Genomic DNA, 17,912 nt, shown 5'->3' on the forward strand with positions numbered 1-17,912 from the left:
CGGTTACACGCCACAGCCCACCGGACTCCGCCTGGCAACCCCCACCGAGTTCATCCAGCACGCAACTGACATCGGCGCGCTCACACCAGACCAGATCAACCCAGCATGTTATTGATCGGCAAGCCCTAACTGAACGACGTTGGGTCTAGAGGTGGCCGGGGGTGGCGGGGAGGAGGGCGAGGGCGGCTTGGCGGGCGTGGTCGGCATGGTCGGCGGCGCCGTCGTGGTGGGCGGCCAGGACGGTCGCGCCCTCGACCAGCATGAGCAGCTGCCGCCCCAGGAGCCGGGGATCGGCGGCCCCGGCGCGCTCGGCGATGCCGGTCAGCAGGTCGAGGTAGCGGTCCAGGTGGCGCGCGGTGATGGCGCGTACGGGCTCGGCGTGGTGCTGGGCGGCCGCGTTCAGCATCGCGCAGCCCCGGAAGGCGGGGTCGTCGTACCACTCCCGCAGGGCGTCGAACACGGCGGCGAGCTGGGCGCGCGGATCGTCGCCGGCCGCCGCGGCCCGCGTGGCCAGCCATTGCCCCACCCGCTCGCTGCGCTCCCGCAACACGGCCTCGACCAGGCCGTCCTTGGTGCCGAAGTGGCGGTAGAGGGTCTCCTTGGAGATGCCGATCCCGGCGCACAGCTCGGCCACGCCGATGCCGTCGAGGCCGCGCTCGTACAGCAGCGCGGTGGCCGCCTCCAAGATGGTGGCGCGGGTGCGGGCGGGGTCGATCGTCGAGCCTTTGGCCACGGGCATGCAAGGGATAGTACCGGCCGGTTCGATGGGGTGCTAACGTCTCGGCTCGTACCGATCGGTTCGATCTTTGGGGGTTCGCCCATGTCTGATCCGCTGGCCGCCGACCCGCCGTACGACCCCGGCTTCCCGGCCACCACGCCGGCCGTGACGTTCGACAGCGGCGGCGCGCGCCTGATCGGGGTGCTGCACGTCCCGGCCGGCCCCGGGCCGCATCCGGTCGTCGTGCTGCTGCACGGGTTCCCCGGCAACGAACGCAACTTCGACCTCGCCCAGGCGCTGCGCCGCGCCGGGTACGCCGGCCTGGTGTTCCACTACCGCGGCTCGTGGGGCGTCGGCGGCACCTACTCGTGGACGCACGTGCTGGAGGACTCCGCCGCCGTCGTCGCCGGGCTGCGCGACCTGGCCGCCGCCCACCGGCTCGACCCGGGACGCCTGGCGGTGGTCGGCCACAGCCTGGGCGGCTTCGCGGCGCTGATGACCGCCGCGGCCGACCCGTCCGTCAAGGCCGTCGCCTCCGCCGCCGGGTTCGACCTGGGCGCCGCCGCCGAGCTGTGCGCGGCCGAGCCGAAGGCCCGCGCCGGGTACGTCGAGGCGTTCGACGGCGAGCTCGACCCCCTGCGCGGCACCAGCGGACAGGCACTGGTCGGCGAGATGGAGGCGGCCGGCGACACCTGGCGGCTGGCCGGGCTCGCACCGCTGCTGGCCGGCCGTCCGTGCTCCTGATCGGCACCGGCCGCGACGTCGTCACGCCGCACAAGATCCACCATGACCCCCTCGTCGCCGCCTACCGGGCAGAACCCGTCGAACGGCTCGAACACCACCTGTTCCCCACCGACCACGCCCTGTCCGACCACCGCGTCGCCCTGGCCCGCACGATCATCGCCTTCCTGGAACGAGCCCTGTGACGCCCGCTGGGACAGGCCGTCAGGCGAGCGCGGCGCGGATCAGCGCCGCGTCCCGGTCGAGCTGCTCACGCGAACGCCGCCGCCACTCGGCGCTCACCACGACGCCGTCCCCCCGGTAACGCGGCACCACGTGCAGATGCAGGTGGAAGACGTCCTGCCCGGCGCCCTCCCCGTCGGCCAGCGACAACCGCACCCCCTCGCAACGCAGCCCCGAGGCCCGCAACGCGGCCGCCACCCGCCGGGCCGCCCGCCAGATCGGCGCGCCGACCGCGTCGCCGGCCTCGGCCAGCCCGGCCGCGTGCACGCGCGGGATCACCAGGACGTGCCCCGGCGTGGCCGGACGATGGTCCAGGACGGCCACCACGTCGTCGTCGCCGTGGACGACGCTCGCCTCGGCCCGGCCCGCCACGATCTCGCAGAAGACGCATGATTCCATGCCGCCATGATCGGCGACGGGACCGGCGCCCCGCACCCGGGTTTCCCGCGCCGCCCGGTCAGCGGCTCACGACCGTCTCGTGCTCCAGGCGCGACAGCTTGCCGGGGTTGCGCACCGCGTACAGGCCGCTGATCAGGCCGTCGTCGAGGCGGATCGCCAGGACGGTGTCGATCTCCCCACCCAGCTGGACGATCAGCGCGGGATGCCCGTTGACCTGCGCCGGACGCAGGGAGGCCGCCCCGGCGATCCTGCTCAGCACGGCGGCCACCGTCTGCGCGCCCTCGACGGGGGCCAGCGCGGCCCGCACCACGCCGCCGCCGTCGGTGAGCAGCACGACGTCGGGGGCCAGCAGGTCCAGCAGCCCGTGCAGATCACCGGTCTCGACGGCATGCTGGAACGCCTCCAGCGCCTGGCGTGTCTGCTCGGCCGAGACGGCCGCCCGGGGACGGCGCGCGGCGACGTGCCCCCGGGCGCGGTGGGCGATCTGGCGGACCGTGACCGGGGTCTTGCCCACGGCCTCGGCGATCTCGTCGTAGTCCAGCCCGAACACCTCACGCAGCACGAACACCGCCCGCTCGGTCGGCTGGAGCGTCTCCAGCACCAGCAACATCGCCATCGAGACGCTGTCGGCCAGTTCGACGTCCTCGGCCACGTCCGGCGCGGTCAGCAGCGGCTCGGGCAGCCAGGGCCCGACGTAGGACTCCTTGCGCCGCCGCAGCGTACGCAGCCGCGTCAGCGCCTGGCGGGTGACGACCCGCACCAGGAACGCCCGGTGGTCGCGCACCGCGCCGAGATCGACCGGCGACCACCGCAACCACGTCTCCTGAAGGACGTCCTCGGCATCGGCGGCCGAACCGAGCATCTCGTAGGCCACGGTGAACAGCAGGTTGCGATGGGTGACGAACGCCTCCGTGGCGGTGTCGGCGTTTCGTGCGCTCATGTCCGGCTCCTGCCTGTCGGTTCTCGACCTTGCCACACGCACAAGACGCCGCCCACCGCCGCCCTGTGACAGTGACGCCCGTCACAAAGGCACACGCAGGGCGCTTGTCCCGCCGGGCGGCGGCGCACTACCGTGCCGATGTGGCGGATCTGTTCTCACGTTCGTGGTCGGCGTTGCTCGCGGCGGTCGCCGGGCTCGGCGACGAGGACTTCGCGCGGCCCTCCGGGTGCGCCGGCTGGCTCGTCCGCGACCTGGTGTGCCACCTGGTCATCGACGCCCAGGACGTCCTGATCACCCTGGCGACCCCCGCCGAGGGCGAGCCCAGCCGGGACGCGATCACCTACTGGGAGGTCGCCCAGAGCCCGCCCACCGGCGACGACCCGCTCGACGCGCTGACCGTCCGGCTGGCCGCCGCCTACCAGGAGCCCTGGCTGCTGAAGTTCCACCTCGACGACCTCGGCTCCGCCGCCGGCCGTGCCGCCGCGCTCGCCGACCCGAGGTCGCGCGTCGGCACCCGCGACCAGGTCCTCACCGCCGGCGACTACCTGTCGGCCTACGTCCTGGAATGGACGCTGCACCACCTCGACCTGACCGCCCACCTCCCGCACGTCGCCGGACCGCCCGCCGACGGCCTGGCCCGCACCCGCCGGATGCTGGAGGAGATCGCCGCCGAGCCGTACCCCGCGTCGTTCTCCGACGCCGACGCCCTCCTGGTCGGCACCGGGCGGCGCGTACCGACCGCCGCAGAACGGGCCGAGCTGGGCACGCGGAAGGTCCCGCTCATCCTGGGATGAGCGGGACCTTCGGCCAAGGGGTCCGCGTCAGCGGGCCTCGGCGGCCGTCTTCAGGTCGCGCAGCCACGCCTCCAGCCCCGCGCCCAGGAGCTTGGTGGCCGTGGGCACGTCGGCCTCGACCTGGTCGCCGGTCCAGGTCTCCTCGGTGTGTACGCGCACCCCGCCCTTGACCTCGGTGAACGTCCACAGGTGCACGCCCCGGTCGATGCGCACGCCCTTGCCGACCGCCGGCCCGCTCCACAGGATGCACGCATCGCGCTCGACTCGGCGGACGGTGGAGGTGATGCGCATGGTGGTGGCCGGGGTCGTGGCTGTGGCCGGCGCGGGCGTGGTCCACCGCCACGACGAGCGCTCACGCAGCGGGCCGTGGTCGAGGCGCTTGCTGGTCAGAACGGGCTTTTGCCAGTCGGGCCAGCGTTCCACCGCGGTCTGCAGCTTGAAGATCCGGCTCACCGGCGCCTTGATGACGACGTCGGCGCTGTAGCGGATGCGGGCACCGGCGTCCACGCTCTCCCCCCGGCACTGGGGCCTGCCCTCGGCGGCGGCGGCCTGCGCGGCCGGGACGTTGCCGACGAGGACGACGGCGAGCGGGATCACGAAAGCGGCGATGCGGACGTTGCTGGACATGGTGTTCCTTCCGTCGAGGGTTCGGAGTGGGCGGGTCAGCGCCGGGCGGCGCGCGGTCGGGCCGTACCAGCCACCCGATCAGCGGCACCGCGTAGGCGAGGGCCACCGCCACGGCCGCCCACCGGACCGCCCGGTCCCGCACCCGCGCCAGAGCGCCTGCCAGCACGACCGTGACCGGAACGACCGCCAGCAGCGCGAACCCGCCGAGGATCATCACGGGGATCGCGAAGGAGGCGACGGTCACCGGCATCGAACGAGCGCGCGGCGCCGACAAGGCAGACGTGGTGGTCATGACATTCCCTTCACCCGACCGGAGAGCAAGATGCTCATGCGTTCGTTAGAAGTTATAACTGCGTGGCGAAGGAGTGTCAACAACGTTCGTGATACCCTCTAACAGAATCTCCTGGCTGTAACAGCGGAAGGCGGACGATGGCGGAAACGGCCCAGCAGACCCCGCGCGAGCGCTACCGCGCCCAGGTCCGCGCCGAGATCAAGGACCACGCCTGGCAGCAGATCGCCACGACGGGGGCCTCGGCGTTGTCGCTCAACGCCATCGCCAAACAGATGGGCATGAGCGGCCCCGCGCTCTACCGCTACTACGCCAACCGCGACGAACTGATCACCGAGCTCATCCGCGACGCCTACCGCAGCCTCGCCGACACCCTGCGCTCGGCCGCCGCCCCGGGCGCCGACCTGGCCGTCCTGGCCCACGCCGTACGCGGATGGGCGCTGGAGGACCCCCAGCGCTACCTGCTCGTCTACGGCACCCCCGTGCCCGGCTACCACGCCCCCGACGACATCACGGCCATCTCCGCGCAGATCATGGCGCTCCTGCTCGACGCCGGCTCGGCCGCCCCCCTGCGGCCCGCCACCCCGTTCGGCCGTCACCTGGAGGACCACCGCGACTGGGCGGCCGGCCACCCCGCCCCGCCCGAGGTCCTGCACCGGGCCCTGAGCTTCTGGACGCGCGTCCACGGCGTCCTGTCCCTGGAGCTCGCCGGCCACTTCACCGCGATGGGCTTCGACCCCGCCCTGCTCTTCGCGGCCGAGCTGGACGACCTGCTGGCCACCTGAGCGGGGACGACACCACGCGGGCTAGCCGACGTCCTGCGGCAGGTGGGTCTTGGCGTCGTCGTAGGAGCCCTCACCGGCCGACCCGGCCGGCTTGTAGACCAGGTAGAGCACGCCTGTCGTGAACACCTGCGACCTGACCAGCTCCAGCGGGATCGTGTCGTCCCCCTCGTCGAACAGCCGATCACCCTTGCGCACCGCGATCGGGTGCACGAGCAGGTGCAGCTCGTCCAGCAGACCGGCGGCCAGGAGCCGGCGGACCACCGAGACCGAGCCGCTCATCCCGATCGGGCCGCCCGGCTCGGCCTTCAGCGCGGCCACGGCCTCGGTCAGCTCACCCCGCAGCAGCTCGGAGTTGCGCCAGGTGAACTCCAGCGGCTGACGGGACACCACGATCTTGCGGGCGTCGCCGATCGTCTTGGCGAAGGCCGCGTCCTCACCGCCCGCCGCCTCCCGCTCCGGCCACGCCCCGGCGAAACTGTCGTAGGTCTCGCGGCCCAGCAGCAGGGTGTCGGTCATCTGCTCGGTCACCGCCGCGCCCATCTCCTCGTTGAAGTACGGGAAATGCCAGTCCGCCGGGTCCTGGATGACACCGTCGAGCGAGATGAACAGGTTCGCGCTGATCTTCCTCATGATGATGACTCTCCAGTGAAGGACCAGACCGTCCGGCCTGGTCGCGGGTCGATGTGTACGAAGTCTCGCGGAAGGCGCTTACGGAAGTCTTAAGGTGCTCCTTCCGCGACGGGGGCTCACCGGCCCAGCCCCGCCACCAGCAGGCCGACCAGGCGGCGGGCGTCGTAGCCGGGATCGTTGTCGGCCCCGATGCACAGGTTCCCGACGCCGCGCATGAGCTCCAGCGCCTTCAGGTCGGCCCGGATCTCACCGGCCGCCGCCACCGCGTCGAGCAGGCGCGTGCACACGGGCACGAGCCGGTCCAGGAAGTAGGCGTGCAACGCCTGGAAGCCGGTGTTGTCCGGTTGCAGCACCGCCGCGAGCCCGTGCTTGGTGACCAGGAAGTCGACGAACAGGCCGATCCACTCCCGAAGCGCCGCGTACGGGCTCGCGCTCGACTCCAGCAGCGCCGGACCGGCCTCGGCGCAGGACTCCACCTGGTGACGGTAGACGGCGATCACGAGGTCAGCCCGTGTCGGGAAATGCCGGTAGATCGTGGCGGTCCCGACACCGGCCTCGGCCGCGATGTCGCGGATCGGCGCCTCCACCCCCGAGGCGACGAAGACCGCCGCCGCCGCGCGCAGCAGGTTCTCCTCGTTGCGCCGGGCGTCGGCCCGCTTGGGACGGGCCGCCCGCTCGTCGCTGTCCTTGACCACGCCGCTTCCTCCACAGCCGTGTTGCTAAACGGGACGCTGTCCCGTATCGTCAAAACGGGACACCGTCCCGGTTGTCCATGATGCCAGAGCCGAGCGCCGGCGGCCAACGCCCGCGCCCCTGGCCTCCTCCGCAAGCCCCCGTCGAGCCCATGGAAGGCGCACCGCCATGCCCGAAACCCCCGTCGTCTCGGTACGACCGCTCACCCTGCCCGCCCCCGGACGGGGCCAGGACCTCCAGGTCCGCGTCTCGGCCCCCGCCACCGGCCACGACCTGCCCGTCATCGTCTTCTCCCACGGCTACAGCTGGTCCATGGACGGCTACGCCCCCCTGGCCGACCACTGGGCCGCCCACGGGTTCGTGGTCCTGCAACCCACCCACCTCGACTCCCGCACCCTCGCCCTGGCCGCCGACGACCCCCGTACGCCGCTGATCTGGCGCATCAGGGTCGAGGACCTCAGGCGCGCCATCGACGGCCTCGACCTGCTGGAGGCCGCCGTACCGGGCCTGGCCGGGCGGGTCGACCACGGCCGCGTCGCCGTCGCCGGCCACTCCTGGGGAGCCCAGAGCGCGAGCATGCTGCTGGGCGCGCGGGTCCTCGACGCCGACGGCGTACCGGGAGAGGACCTGTCCGACCCGCGCGTCGGCGCCGGCGTGCTGCTCGCGCTCACCGGCCGGGGCGGCGCGGACCTGTCGCCGTTCGCCGCCGAGCACTTCCCCTTCATGAACCCCTCCTTCGACGGCATGACCACCCCGGCCCTGCTGGTCGCCGGGGACAAGGACCAGTCCGCGCTGACGGTCCGCGGACCCGACTGGTTCACCGACGGCTACACCCTCAGCCCCGGGGACAAGAGCCTGCTCACCCTGTACGGCGCCGAGCACTCCCTCGGCGGCATCGCCGGCCACCGCGTCGCCGAGACCACCGACGAGAGCCCCGAACACGTGGCCCTCCTCCAGCGGCTCACCACGGCCTACCTGCGCACCGCCCTGCACCCCGGCGACCCCGCCTGGCCCGCCGCCCGCACCGCCCTGGACTCCGCCCCCCACCCGCTCGGCCGCATCCAGAGCAAGTAGACCAGGGCAGGTAGACCAGGGCAGGGGGATCAGCCGGAGGACGGCATCGCCGCGGCCGGGCGGCGGAAACCGTACGTCTCGTGCCGCCGTACGAAACCGAGCGAACGGTACAACGCGCGGGCCGCCGCGTTGCCCGCGTCGTGGTTCACCGTCACCGCCGTCAGGCCCAGCGCCCGCATCCGGCGCATCGCGTGCGACATCGCCGCCCGCGCCAGGCCCCGCCGCCAGAACGCCGGATGCGTGCCGACCGGCTCGAAATGACCGATCCCGTTGCGCCCGTCGATCCAGCCGACCGCGAACGCCGCCACACCCCCGCCGGGCGCCTCGACCACGATCTCGTCCCGCGGGTCGTAACCGGGACGCTCCATCACCGCCGAACGGTACGACGGCCCGGTCCAGTCGTCCCCGAACGCCGCGTTGCGCGCCTCGGCCAGCCCCTGCGCGTCCCGAGGCAGGGCGTGCCGCAACCGGAACCCGGCCGGCAGCTCCGGCTCGGGCACCGGGTCGCGCAGGTCCCGCTCGTTGACGTGGTCCCACACCCGGAAACGTGCGAAACCGGCCCACCCCAGCAACTCGATCCTGGTGGCGTCGCAGTCGAAGACGTCGGTCAGCACGTACGGCTCGGCCGCGTCCATGGCCCGCGCGGTCGCCCCGGCGGCCCACTCCAGCATGCTCAGCTCCAGCGGCCCGCCGCGCAGCCGCGGCGCGGCGAAGACGTCGAAGGCGCAGCCGAACCGCAACGTGATCGCGATCCCGGCCGGGCCGTCCGCGTCCTCCCACCACCGCACCAGCTCACCGGCCGGACGGCGATCACGCAGATTGTCATAGACGCGGTGCGGCAGCTCGCCGGTGTGGTCGTAGCCGCACCGGCCGGCCTCGGCGATCCACCCCGCCATGACCGACCGCAGGAAGGGCAGCTCGTCGTGACGGAAGGCACGCGCGCGCATCACAGTGCTCCCCAGCGCTTCTCAGGACTTCAGGAAGTGCAGGACGGCCAGCACCCGGCGGCTGTAACCGCTGGCGTGCGACAGGCCGAGCTTGTCGAACAGCGAGTTGACGTGCTTTTCCACCGCGCTCTGCGAGACGTGCAACTGCTGGGCGATCGAGGCGTTGGTCATGCCCTGGGCCATACGCTCCAGCACCTCCCGCTCGCGCACCGTCAACCGGGACAGCGGATCGACCTGCGTGGTACGGGCCAGCAACTGGCGCACCACCTCCGGATCGAAGGCCGCGCCGCCCGCGCCCACCCGCTCCAGCGCGTCCAGGAAGTCGCCGACCTGCCCGACACGGTCCTTCAGCAGGTAGCCGACGCCCTCGACGTCCGCGCTCATCAGCTCGGTGGCGTAGCGCTTCTCCACGTACTGCGACAACACCAGCACCTTGACCCCCGGCCAGCGCCGCCTGATCTCCAGCGCCGCCCGCAGCCCCTCGTCGGTGTGGGTCGGCGGCATGCGCACGTCCACCACCACGATGTCGGGACCGTGCTCGGCCACCGCCGCCACCAGCGCCTCGCCGTCGCTCACGGCCGGCTGCACCTCGTGCCCCTCATCGGCCAGCAGCCGCACCAGGCCCTCGCGCAGCAGCGTGGAGTCCTCGGCCAGGATCACCCGCACGGCAGCACCGCCGTGACCTCGGTCGGGCCGCCGGGCGGACTGACCACGTCGAACACGCCGTCCAGCGCCGCCACCCGCCTGGCCAGCCCCGAAAGGCCGCCCCCCGAAGGGCGCGCGCCGCCCGTCCCGTCGTCGCCCACCCGTACGAACACCCTGTCCTCCTCCTGCCTGATCTCGACCCTCACCAGCGTGGCGGCCGCGTGCTTGGCGGCGTTGGTCACCGCCTCGCTCACCACGAAGTACGCCGCCGTCTCCACCGCCATCGGCGGCCTGCCCGGCAGGTCGCACACCACCGTGACCGGCACACCCGCGCGTTCGGCCACCCCCGCCAGCGCCTCGCCGAGCCCGAGGGAGTCCAGCCCGCTCGGATAGACCCGCCAGGCCACCTCGCGCAGCTCGGTCAGCGCCTGCTGGGCCTCCTGGTGCGCCTGCTCCAGCAACTCGGGACGCCCCCGCCGGGACCGTCCGATGAGCATCGACAACGCCACCAGGCGCTGTTGCAGCCCGTCGTGCAGGTCGCGCTCGATCCTGCGGCGCTCGGAGTCGACCGCCGCCACGATCCCGGCCCGGCTCTCGGCCAGCTCGGCGATCCGGCGCTCCAGCATCTCGGTACGGTCGGGCCCCAGCATCCGCCCGGCCAGCCGCCGCTCCAGCGCGTGCACCCCGACCAGCCCCGACAGGTCCATGAACAACAACACGCACCCGCCCACCACCATGTACAGGACCAGCGGCAGTGACCTGCTCATCCCGTCGAACGGCTCGTCGCGGGCCCACGCCCAGGTGATCTGCGCCCCGGCGCCCGCGCCGACGAGCGGCAGCGCGACCATCAGCCCGCCCAGCACCCCGGCCGGGACCCGCGCGGCCAGGTAGCGCGCCGGCCGCGTGTCCAGCCCGCCGAGGGCGTCGAGGGTGGTGGTGTCCAGGCGCAGCCGGCGGGCCTCCAGCGCGGCCAGCCTCGCCGCCGCCACCCGTACGCAGGGCCGGTTCACGAAGGGCAGCGTGAGCAGCAGGAACAGCGCCCCGGCCAGTGCGGTGAGCGCGCCCAGGGTCACCGCGCCCAGCACCTTCAGCCCCTCAGCGGCGGTTCGCATGCCTCCCCTTGCGTCGTTCCGTCAGGCGTACCGTGACGAAGACCGCGATCGCCAGCACCACGAGGCCGATCACCACGTTGGTGCCGATCCCCACGTACGCCTCCACCAGCGACCAGTTCTCGCCGAGAAAGTATCCCGCAAGCACGAAGATGGTGTTCCAGATGGCGCTGCCGGCCGTCGTGAGCAGGGTGAACGTCACCAGCGGCATACGTTCCACCCCGGCCGGCACCGAGATCAGGCTGCGGAAGATGGGGATCATCCGGCCGAAGAACACCGTCTTGCGGCCGTGCCGCAGGAACCACGCCTCGGTCTTCTCGATGTCGGACACCTTGACCAGCGGCAGCTTGGCGGCGATGGCCAGCGTGCGCTCGCGGCCGAGCAGCGCGCCCACCCAGTACAGCGCCAGGGCCCCGGCGACCGAACCGAGCGTGGTGAACAGCAGCACGTCGAGCAGGTCCAGCTCGCCCCTGCTGGCGGTGAAACCGGACAGGGGGAGGATGACCTCGCTCGGCAGCGGCGGGAACAGGTTCTCCAGCATGATCGCCAGCCCCGCCCCGAAGGCGCCGAGGTTCTCCATCATTGCGATAAGCCAATCCGTCATGTCCCCCAGGCTACGAACGATCAGACATGTCGGTAATGAGGCGTACTGCCGAGGTGCCCTGTGGTAAACCACACCCCCACGTACCGTACACTGTACGGCCTATGAGTGCTCTTCCGGATCTGGCGCGACACCCAGTGATCTTCGAACCCGGCGATCCTCCCAGGTCCGGTCACCTGGTCTTCCTCCACGACGAGGGCGACGACACGGCCACGGTGATCGAACAGGACGACGACGGCCGTCCCCACCCGCGCGAGCGGGCCGCCACCAGGGTCCCGGCCGCCGACGCGGTGGCCGTCCTGGCCAGGGCGCGCGCCGACGCCGCCGCCCACCCCGCCGCCCGTTTCTGGGGCGCGGCCTCGCTGGTCGCCCTCCAGCTCATCACCCGCGGACGCATCCTGCCCGCCGTCACACCCGGCGGCCACGACTCCTGGCGGGCCGGGCCCCTGGACGCCGCCGACGCCCGGCGGGTGCGCGAGCTGGCCGAGGCCATGCCCGCCGCCGCCCGCGCCATCCCCGTACGCGACCTGTTGCTGCCCGACGCCGAGAGCCTCCTGCGCGCCTTCCTCGACGCCGTGGCCGACGCCATGCCGCGCTCGCCCGGAGCCGTACGTGCCACCGGCACCACGGCCTTCGCCGCCGTCAAGCCCGTCAAGGTGCCCCACCTGCGCCCCTGGGCCGAGGAGGTCTCGGCCGGGCTCGACAGTGGCGTACGGCTCTCGCTCCGGCTGGAGGCCGACGACCTGGCCGCGGCCGAGTTCCGCGCCGTCGTCCAGGTGCACGGCCTGGCCGACCCCTCGCTCGTCGTGGACGCCGCCGACCTGTGGGAAGGCCGCGACCCCGGGTTCGGGCCCCGCGCCCGCATCGAGGTCACCCTCGCCCTGCGCCGCGCCGCCCGCGCCTGGGCCCGCCTGGAACGGCTGCTCGACCACGCCGTCCCCGACGAGCTCGCCCTCACCGACGGCGACGTCGAGGACCTGCTGTCCGGCGCGGCCGACCGGCTCACCGCCGCCGGCGTCGAGGTCCACTGGCCGCGCTCCCTCGTACGCGGCCTCAGCGCCCAGGCCGTCGTCGGCGAACGCGACAACGCGCCCTCCGACCTGCCCTCCTTCCTCGGTGGCCACCACCTGACCAGCTTCAACTGGCGGCTGGCGCTCGGCGGCGCCCCGCTGACCGCCGCCGAGATGGACCTGCTGGCCGAGTCCCACCGCCCCGTCGTACGGCTGCGCGACCAATGGGTGCTCATCGACCCCGCCCTGGCCCGCAAGGCCCGCCGCCCCGACCTCAAGCCCCTGACCGGCCTCCAGGCGCTCGGCGCCGCGCTCACCGGCACGGTCGAGCTCGACGGCGAGGGCGAGCCGGAACAGGTCGCCGTCGAACCCACCGCCTGGCTCGCCGAGCTGCGCGACCGGCTCACCGACCCCGACCCCGTCGATCCGCCGTCCGGCCTGGCCGCCACCCTGCGCGACTACCAGCTCCAAGGGCTGCGCTGGCTGGCCAGGATGACCTCGCTCGGGCTCGGCGGCTGCCTGGCCGACGACATGGGCCTGGGCAAGACCATCACCCTGATCGCGCTCCACCTGCACCGCGCCGGCACCGGCCCCACGCTCGTGGTCTGCCCGGCCTCGCTGCTGGGCAACTGGGAACGCGAGATCACCAGGTTCGCCCCCGGCGTCCCGGTCCGCCGCTACCACGGCAGCGCCCGCACCCTGGCCGACGAGGGTTTCGTGCTCACCACGTACGGCACCATGCGCCTGGACGCGGCCACCCTCGGCGCCCACCCCTGGGGCCTGCTGGTCGCCGACGAGGCCCAGCACGTCAAGAACCCGACCTCCGGCACCGCCAAGGCGCTGCGCGAGATCCCCGCCGCCGCCCGCGGCGCGCTGACCGGCACCCCCGTGGAGAACAACCTGTCGGAACTGTGGGCCATCCTCGACTGGACCACCCCCGGCCTGCTCGGCCCCCTCGGACGTTTCAGGGCACGATGGGCCAAACCGGTCGAGTCCGGCGACACCGAGACGGCCGCCCGGCTGGCCAGGCTCGTCGGCCCGTTCCTGCTGCGCCGCCGCAAGAGCGACCCCGGCATCGCCCCCGAACTGCCGCCCAAGACCGAGACCGACCGGCCCGTCCCCCTCACCACCGAACAGGCCGCCCTGTACGAGGCCACCGTCCGCGAGATCATGACCCAGATCGAGAGCGCCCAGGGCATGGCCAGGCGCGGCCTGATCGTCAAACTGCTCACCGGGCTCAAGCAGATCTGCAACCACCCCGCCCACTACCTGCACGAATCGGCCCCCCGGCTGACCGGCCGCTCCGGCAAGCTCGAACTGCTCGACGAGCTCGTCGACACGATCGTCGCCGAGGACGGCGCCGTCCTGGTCTTCACCCAGTACGTCGCCATGGCCAGGCTCCTGGACCGGCACCTGACCGCCCGCGGCGTCGGCACGCAACTCCTGCACGGCGGCACCCCGGTCGCCCGCCGCGAGGAGATGGTCCGCCGCTTCCAGGACGGCCAGGCCCCCGTCTTCCTCCTCTCACTCAAGGCCGCCGGCACCGGCCTGAACCTCACCCGCGCCGACCACGTCATCCACTACGACCGCTGGTGGAACCCCGCCGTGGAGGACCAGGCCACCGACCGCGCCTACCGCATCGGCCAGACCAGGCCCGTCCAGGTGCACCGCCTCATCGCCGAAGGCACGATCGAGGACCGCATCGCCGCCATGCTGGGCGCCAAGCGCTCGCTCGCCGACGCCGTCCTGGCCTCCGGAGAGGCCGCCTTCACCGAGCTGACCGACGCCGAACTCGCCGCCCTCGTGGAGCTCAGATGACCGCCGTACGCGGATTCCCCGCCTTCCCCCCGCAACGCGCCGGAGCCCGCTTCGCCACCACCTGGTGGGGCCAGGCATGGATCAAGGCCCTGGAGGACACCTCGCTCGACCAGACCCTGCTGCGCAAGGGCCGCGCCTACGCCAAGACCGGCCAGGTCGGCCCGATCACCGTCAGCCCCGGCCGGCTCGCCGCCATCACCGAGCACGAGTACGACACCGTCGTCCGCGTCGAACAGCTCACCGACGCCGCCTGGGAACGTTTCCTGGACCAGGTCGCCGCCAAGGCCGGGCACATCGCCGCCCTGCTGGACCGCGACGTCCCGCACGACCTGGTCGAGGCCGCCGAGGACGCCGCCGTCCCGCTGCTGCCCACCGTCGGCGACCTGGAGCCCGAATGCTCCTGCCCCGACTGGGGACACCCGTGCAAGCACGCCGCCGCCCTGTGCTACCAGGCGTCCTGGCTGCTGGACGGCGACCCGTTCGTCCTGCTGCTGCTGCGCGGGCGCGGCGAGCGGGAACTGATCGACGCACTGCAGAACCGCGACCTGCCCCCCACCCGCTCCGATGCCCCGCCCGATGCCCCGGCCGGGGGCGTGCCCGCCGCGCAGGCGTTCGCGCTCGGCGAGCCGCCCCTGCCCGACCCGCCACCTGCGGAGACCGCCTTCACGCCGCTCGCGCTCGACCCCGCACCCGGCGTGGACGTGGCCGCTCTGGCCGTCCTGGCCGCCTCGGCCGCCGGGCGCGCCCGCGAGATCCTGCTGCGCGGCCGGCTGGAACCGCTGAGCGAATACCAGGACCGCGTCCGCCTGGCCGCCGACCACGACCTCGACCTGGGCCTGGAGCCCGCCGTCCAGGCCTGGCGGTACGGCGGCGCCGCCGGGCTCGACGTGCTCGACACCGCCTGGACCCCGCCCCGCCAGGACCTGGCCAGGGCCCAGGCGCTGCTGGAGTCCGGCTGGGACGGCGAGCCCCCGCCGCACCTGGAGACCTGGCGCAACCGCTGGACCCTCGGCGCCCGCCAGGTACGCTACGGCCGCGACGGCCGCTGGTACCCCTTCACCGAGCACGACGGCCACTGGTGGCCCTCCGGCCCACCCGAACGCGACCCTTCCACCCTCCTGCCCTGACCCCGCCGACAAGCAGGCAGGGGTCAGGGACCGGACTCCTCGGCCTCGCCCGCCGCCGCGACCGCCCGTAGCAGGCGGTCGAGGTCGGACGTCGTGGTGTGCGGGTTGAGCAGGGTGAGCTTGAGCCGGACCCGCCCCGGACCGGCGCCGGGCTCCCCGGGAAGACCCTCGGGGAGCTCGGTGCGGCCGACCACCGCCGTGCCCTCGCGCAGCAACCTGCGGCGCAGCGCGGCGTTCACCGCGTCCGACCGCGCCGGATCCGCCGTCGCGTACCGGAACAGGAACGCGGTCAGCACCGGCTCGGCGTGCAGCTCCAGCCGCGGATGGGCACGCACCGCGGCGGCGGCGTACCGGGCCAGGTCGTGGCAGGCGTCCACCAGCCGGCCCAGCCCCGCCCGGCCCAGCGTGCGCAACGTGACCGCGATCTTGAACGCGTCGGCGCGCCGGGTCGTCCGCAGCGAGTACCCCAGCAGGCTCGGGTAACCCGCCTCCTCGTCGTCGGCCGGATTGAGGTAGACAGCCCGCCGGGCCAGCGAGGCGTACGTCTCGGCCCTGCGTACCAGGAAGACGCCCGCCGCGGCCGGTTGCCAGCCGAGCTTGTGCCAGTCCAGGGACACCGAGTCGGCCAGCGCGAGGCCGTCCAGGAGCGGGGCGAGCCGGTCCGACAGCAGCGCGCCACCGCCGTAGGCGGCATCGACGTGCAGCCAGGCGCCGTGCCCGGCGGCCAGCTCGGCGCACTCGCGCAACGGGTCGATCGCCCCGGTGTCCGTCGTGCCCGCCGTGGCCACCACGGCCACCGGCCGCTCGCCACGCCCCGCGCTCTCCCGCAACGCCGCCGCCAGCGCCCCGGCGTCCATACGCAACTCCCGATCGACCGGGACGGCCACGACCGCGTCCTCGCCGAGCCCGAGCAGCGCGGCCGCCCGCCGGGTCGAGAAATGCGCGGCCTCGGAGGCGAACACCCTGGGCCGCGGCCCGCCCACGGGCAGCCCCGACAACTCGATCCGCTCTCCCGACGCCCGGCCCAGCACCAGGTCCCTGGCCAGCATCAGGCCCATCAGGTTCGACTCGGTGCCGCCGGAGGTCAGCACGCCCGCCGCCGACGTCCCGTACCCCACCAGCCGGGCCAGCTCGGCCAGCAGCGACGTCTCCAGCACGGTCGCGGCCGGCGCCTGGTCCCAGGAGTCCAGCGACGGGTTGAGCGCCGAGACCGCCAGATCGGCGGCCACCGCCACGGCCAGCGGCGGGCAGTGCAGATGCGCCGCGCACAGCGGATCGGCCGGATCGGCGCTCCCGTACGCCAGCGCCGCCGTCAACACCCCCAGCCACTCCCCGGCGGAACCGCCCGCCACGCGGTCGAGCTCGGCGGCCAGGTCGCCGGGCGTACGGGCGGGGATCGGCCCGGCCCGCCGCCGCGCGCCCTCGGCCAGGGCGTCCAGCACGGCACGCAGCAGCGGCTCCAGAGCGCCGGCCCCGCCGACGCCACCCGACAGGGCCTCACCTTCGGTCACATCCGTCACCCCGCCACTGTGCGGCACCGGCGGCCACCGGGCCAACAAGCCGCCACGCGAACCCCCGATGGAACGCCATGGAACGCCACCACAGATAGGCACCCACTCATCACCAGGAGAACAAGGAGACCCGCATGAGACCTCTACGCTGGATCGTGTCCGCGACGGCCGCCGTACTGACCGTCTGGATTCTCCCCGGCGCCGCCCACGCCGCCGCCCCCGTGCACATCAAGGAGGCCGAGCAGAGCAAGTGCCTCGACATCCGCACCGAGGACGACATCTTCGTCCCCGGCGCCCGGTTGCAGCGCTTCACCTGCCACAGCGTCCGCGAGCAGCAGTGGGAGATCGTCCCGCTGCCCGGCGACTCCTTCGTCCTGCGCAACCCGGCCACGCAGCTGTGCGTCGCCGTGGACTCGGCCGCCTTCGGCGCGCAGGTGGTGGAACGGGCCTGCAGCGACACCAACCCGGGCGTCCGGTGGTTCACGCTGGGCGGCGTGCCGTTCGTCAAGGGGTCGGGGTTCAACCAGATCCGCTCGTCGCTGGCCTCCGGAAGCTGCCTGGACACCCTCGACACCTTCGTCAAGATCTTCCCCTGCTCGCCGGGGCTGAACAACAAGGCCCAGCTCTGGGCCGCGGTCTGAGGGTCCGCGCCCCCTGCCTCATCAGGCCGGGGGCCAGTTCCTGAGCACGGAGTCGAGGGCGTCCAGGGTCCTGGACCAGGAGGCGTCCGCCGCGCGGGAGTGGCGGCGGAACCCGCCGGCCGTCTCCAGGGTCACATAGCCGTGCAGCGTGCTGTGGAGCATGCGTACGGCGTCGGTCTGGTCGGGTTCGGCCAGGTCGTAGCCGCGCAGGATGGCCCGCGTCAGGTCAGAGTGCCGGCGGCCCGCGTCGAGGTCGAGCGACTCGGAGTCGAGCTCGATCTGCGTGGCGGCGTAGCGGCCCGGATGCTCCTTGGCGTAGTCGCGGTAGGCGTCGGCGAAGGGGATCAGCGCGTCCTTGCCCGACCGGCCGGCCAGCGCGGCGGCGGCCCGGTCGGCCATCTCGCCCAGAGCCAGCTCCGCGACCCTGACCCGCAGCTCCTGGAGGTCCTTGACGTGCGCGTACAGGGCGGCGGGTTTGACGCCGAAGCCGCGGGCCAGCGCGGAGACGGTCACGTTGTGGAAGCCGACCTCGTCGGCCAGCTCGGCCGCCGCCTTGACCAGCCGCTCCACCGTCACACCCGCTCGTGCCAT

Annotated in this window: 20 protein-coding genes; 8 read left to right on the top strand and 12 right to left on the bottom strand. The window is 73.3% G+C overall.

Annotated elements, in window-relative coordinates; genetic code table 11:
- Window positions 1–145 precede the first annotated feature (145 nt).
- On the bottom strand, window positions 146–739 hold the full coding sequence (locus tag DMB42_RS46360; protein ID WP_125646500.1) for a TetR/AcrR family transcriptional regulator: 594 nt from the start codon (window positions 737–739) through the stop codon (window positions 146–148).
- Window positions 740–820: 81 nt separating this feature from the next.
- On the opposite strand from DMB42_RS46360, the gene DMB42_RS46365 reads away from it, so the two are divergent.
- Window positions 821–1,462, top strand: coding sequence for a S9 family peptidase (locus DMB42_RS46365; protein ID WP_260478342.1), 642 nt, complete (start codon window positions 821–823; stop codon window positions 1,460–1,462).
- Window positions 1,453–1,644, top strand: coding sequence for a hypothetical protein (locus tag DMB42_RS55705; RefSeq protein ID WP_260478343.1), 192 nt, complete (start codon window positions 1,453–1,455; stop codon window positions 1,642–1,644). Before DMB42_RS46365 ends, DMB42_RS55705 begins: the two co-directional genes overlap by 10 nt.
- 19 nt (window positions 1,645–1,663) lie before the next feature.
- Here DMB42_RS55705 and DMB42_RS46370 read toward each other — a convergent pair whose 3' ends face one another.
- Together DMB42_RS46370 and DMB42_RS46375 are read right to left on the bottom strand one after the other, a co-directional pair.
- Window positions 1,664–2,080, bottom strand: coding sequence for an HIT family protein (locus tag DMB42_RS46370; RefSeq protein WP_125646502.1), 417 nt, complete (start codon window positions 2,078–2,080; stop codon window positions 1,664–1,666).
- 58 nt (window positions 2,081–2,138) lie between these two features.
- Entirely contained in the window at window positions 2,139–3,020 is an 882-nt protein-coding gene (locus DMB42_RS46375) for an RNA polymerase sigma-70 factor (protein WP_125646503.1), read from the bottom strand.
- A 140-nt stretch (window positions 3,021–3,160) separates the two neighbouring features.
- Here DMB42_RS46375 and DMB42_RS46380 point away from each other — a divergent pair, with 140 nt between their 5' ends.
- Window positions 3,161–3,814, top strand: coding sequence for a maleylpyruvate isomerase N-terminal domain-containing protein (locus DMB42_RS46380; protein ID WP_125646505.1), 654 nt, complete (start codon window positions 3,161–3,163; stop codon window positions 3,812–3,814).
- A 27-nt stretch (window positions 3,815–3,841) separates the two neighbouring features.
- On the opposite strand, the gene DMB42_RS46385 is transcribed toward DMB42_RS46380, so the two are convergent.
- Window positions 3,842–4,441 carry an SRPBCC family protein gene (locus DMB42_RS46385; protein ID WP_125646507.1) on the bottom strand — a complete coding sequence of 200 codons (600 nt, stop codon included), beginning with the start codon at window positions 4,439–4,441 and terminating at the stop codon, window positions 3,842–3,844.
- 429 nt (window positions 4,442–4,870) lie between these two features.
- On the opposite strand from DMB42_RS46385, the gene DMB42_RS46390 reads away from it, so the two are divergent.
- Window positions 4,871–5,515: a TetR/AcrR family transcriptional regulator gene (locus DMB42_RS46390; protein WP_125646509.1), complete on the top strand. Its 645-nt coding sequence runs from the start codon at window positions 4,871–4,873 to the stop codon at window positions 5,513–5,515.
- Window positions 5,516–5,536: 21 nt separating this feature from the next.
- On the opposite strand, the gene DMB42_RS46395 is transcribed toward DMB42_RS46390, so the two are convergent.
- Both DMB42_RS46395 and DMB42_RS46400 read right to left on the bottom strand, forming a co-directional pair.
- Complete coding sequence (locus DMB42_RS46395; protein ID WP_185845225.1) at window positions 5,537–6,145, bottom strand: dihydrofolate reductase family protein; 609 nt, start codon at window positions 6,143–6,145, stop codon at window positions 5,537–5,539.
- A gap of 116 nt (window positions 6,146–6,261) precedes the next feature.
- Window positions 6,262–6,840: a TetR/AcrR family transcriptional regulator gene (locus tag DMB42_RS46400; protein ID WP_125646513.1), complete on the bottom strand. Its 579-nt coding sequence runs from the start codon at window positions 6,838–6,840 to the stop codon at window positions 6,262–6,264.
- A 166-nt stretch (window positions 6,841–7,006) separates the two neighbouring features.
- Between DMB42_RS46400 and DMB42_RS46405 the strand changes: the two genes are divergently transcribed.
- Complete coding sequence (locus tag DMB42_RS46405) at window positions 7,007–7,912, top strand: chlorophyllase/cutinase-like alpha/beta fold protein (protein ID WP_125646515.1); 906 nt, start codon at window positions 7,007–7,009, stop codon at window positions 7,910–7,912.
- Window positions 7,913–7,941: 29 nt separating this feature from the next.
- Here the strand turns inward: DMB42_RS46405 and DMB42_RS46410 are convergent, their stop codons facing one another.
- From DMB42_RS46410 to DMB42_RS46425, 4 genes are read right to left on the bottom strand one after another with little or no spacing between them, the layout of a single operon-like run.
- A complete protein-coding gene (locus DMB42_RS46410; protein WP_125646517.1) occupies window positions 7,942–8,859 on the bottom strand; it encodes an N-acetyltransferase in 918 nt (305 codons plus the stop codon).
- A 21-nt stretch (window positions 8,860–8,880) separates the two neighbouring features.
- The gene (locus tag DMB42_RS46415; RefSeq protein WP_125646519.1) at window positions 8,881–9,525 is read right to left on the bottom strand and encodes a response regulator transcription factor; all 645 of its coding nucleotides are present in this window, start codon (window positions 9,523–9,525) and stop codon (window positions 8,881–8,883) included.
- Window positions 9,516–10,616, bottom strand: a complete 1,101-nt coding sequence (locus DMB42_RS46420) for a sensor histidine kinase (protein ID WP_125646521.1) — start codon at window positions 10,614–10,616, stop codon at window positions 9,516–9,518. Before DMB42_RS46420 ends, DMB42_RS46415 begins: the two co-directional genes overlap by 10 nt.
- Window positions 10,600–11,217: a DedA family protein gene (locus DMB42_RS46425; protein ID WP_125646522.1), complete on the bottom strand. Its 618-nt coding sequence runs from the start codon at window positions 11,215–11,217 to the stop codon at window positions 10,600–10,602. The genes DMB42_RS46420 and DMB42_RS46425 overlap by 17 nt, the downstream gene beginning before the upstream one ends.
- Window positions 11,218–11,318: 101 nt before the next feature.
- Between DMB42_RS46425 and DMB42_RS46430 the strand changes: the two genes are divergently transcribed.
- Both DMB42_RS46430 and DMB42_RS55710 read left to right on the top strand, forming a co-directional pair.
- Window positions 11,319–14,042 carry a DEAD/DEAH box helicase gene (locus tag DMB42_RS46430; protein WP_125646524.1) on the top strand — a complete coding sequence of 908 codons (2,724 nt, stop codon included), beginning with the start codon at window positions 11,319–11,321 and terminating at the stop codon, window positions 14,040–14,042.
- Entirely contained in the window at window positions 14,039–15,169 is a 1,131-nt protein-coding gene (locus tag DMB42_RS55710) for an SWIM zinc finger family protein (RefSeq protein WP_125646526.1), read from the top strand. Before DMB42_RS46430 ends, DMB42_RS55710 begins: the two co-directional genes overlap by 4 nt.
- Before the next feature lie 23 nt (window positions 15,170–15,192).
- Here the strand turns inward: DMB42_RS55710 and DMB42_RS46440 are convergent, their stop codons facing one another.
- Window positions 15,193–16,680: a pyridoxal-dependent decarboxylase gene (locus DMB42_RS46440; RefSeq protein ID WP_260478344.1), complete on the bottom strand. Its 1,488-nt coding sequence runs from the start codon at window positions 16,678–16,680 to the stop codon at window positions 15,193–15,195.
- A 134-nt stretch (window positions 16,681–16,814) separates the two neighbouring features.
- Here DMB42_RS46440 and DMB42_RS46445 point away from each other — a divergent pair, with 134 nt between their 5' ends.
- Window positions 16,815–17,321: an RICIN domain-containing protein gene (locus DMB42_RS46445; protein ID WP_125646528.1), complete on the top strand. Its 507-nt coding sequence runs from the start codon at window positions 16,815–16,817 to the stop codon at window positions 17,319–17,321.
- 21 nt (window positions 17,322–17,342) lie between these two features.
- On the opposite strand, the gene DMB42_RS46450 is transcribed toward DMB42_RS46445, so the two are convergent.
- On the bottom strand, window positions 17,343–17,912 hold the full coding sequence (locus tag DMB42_RS46450) for a TetR/AcrR family transcriptional regulator (protein ID WP_125646530.1): 570 nt from the start codon (window positions 17,910–17,912) through the stop codon (window positions 17,343–17,345).

Origin of the sequence: Nonomuraea sp. WAC 01424, assembly GCF_003947315.1 — a bacterium.
Classification (GTDB): Bacteria; Actinomycetota; Actinomycetes; order Streptosporangiales; family Streptosporangiaceae; genus Nonomuraea; species Nonomuraea spiralis.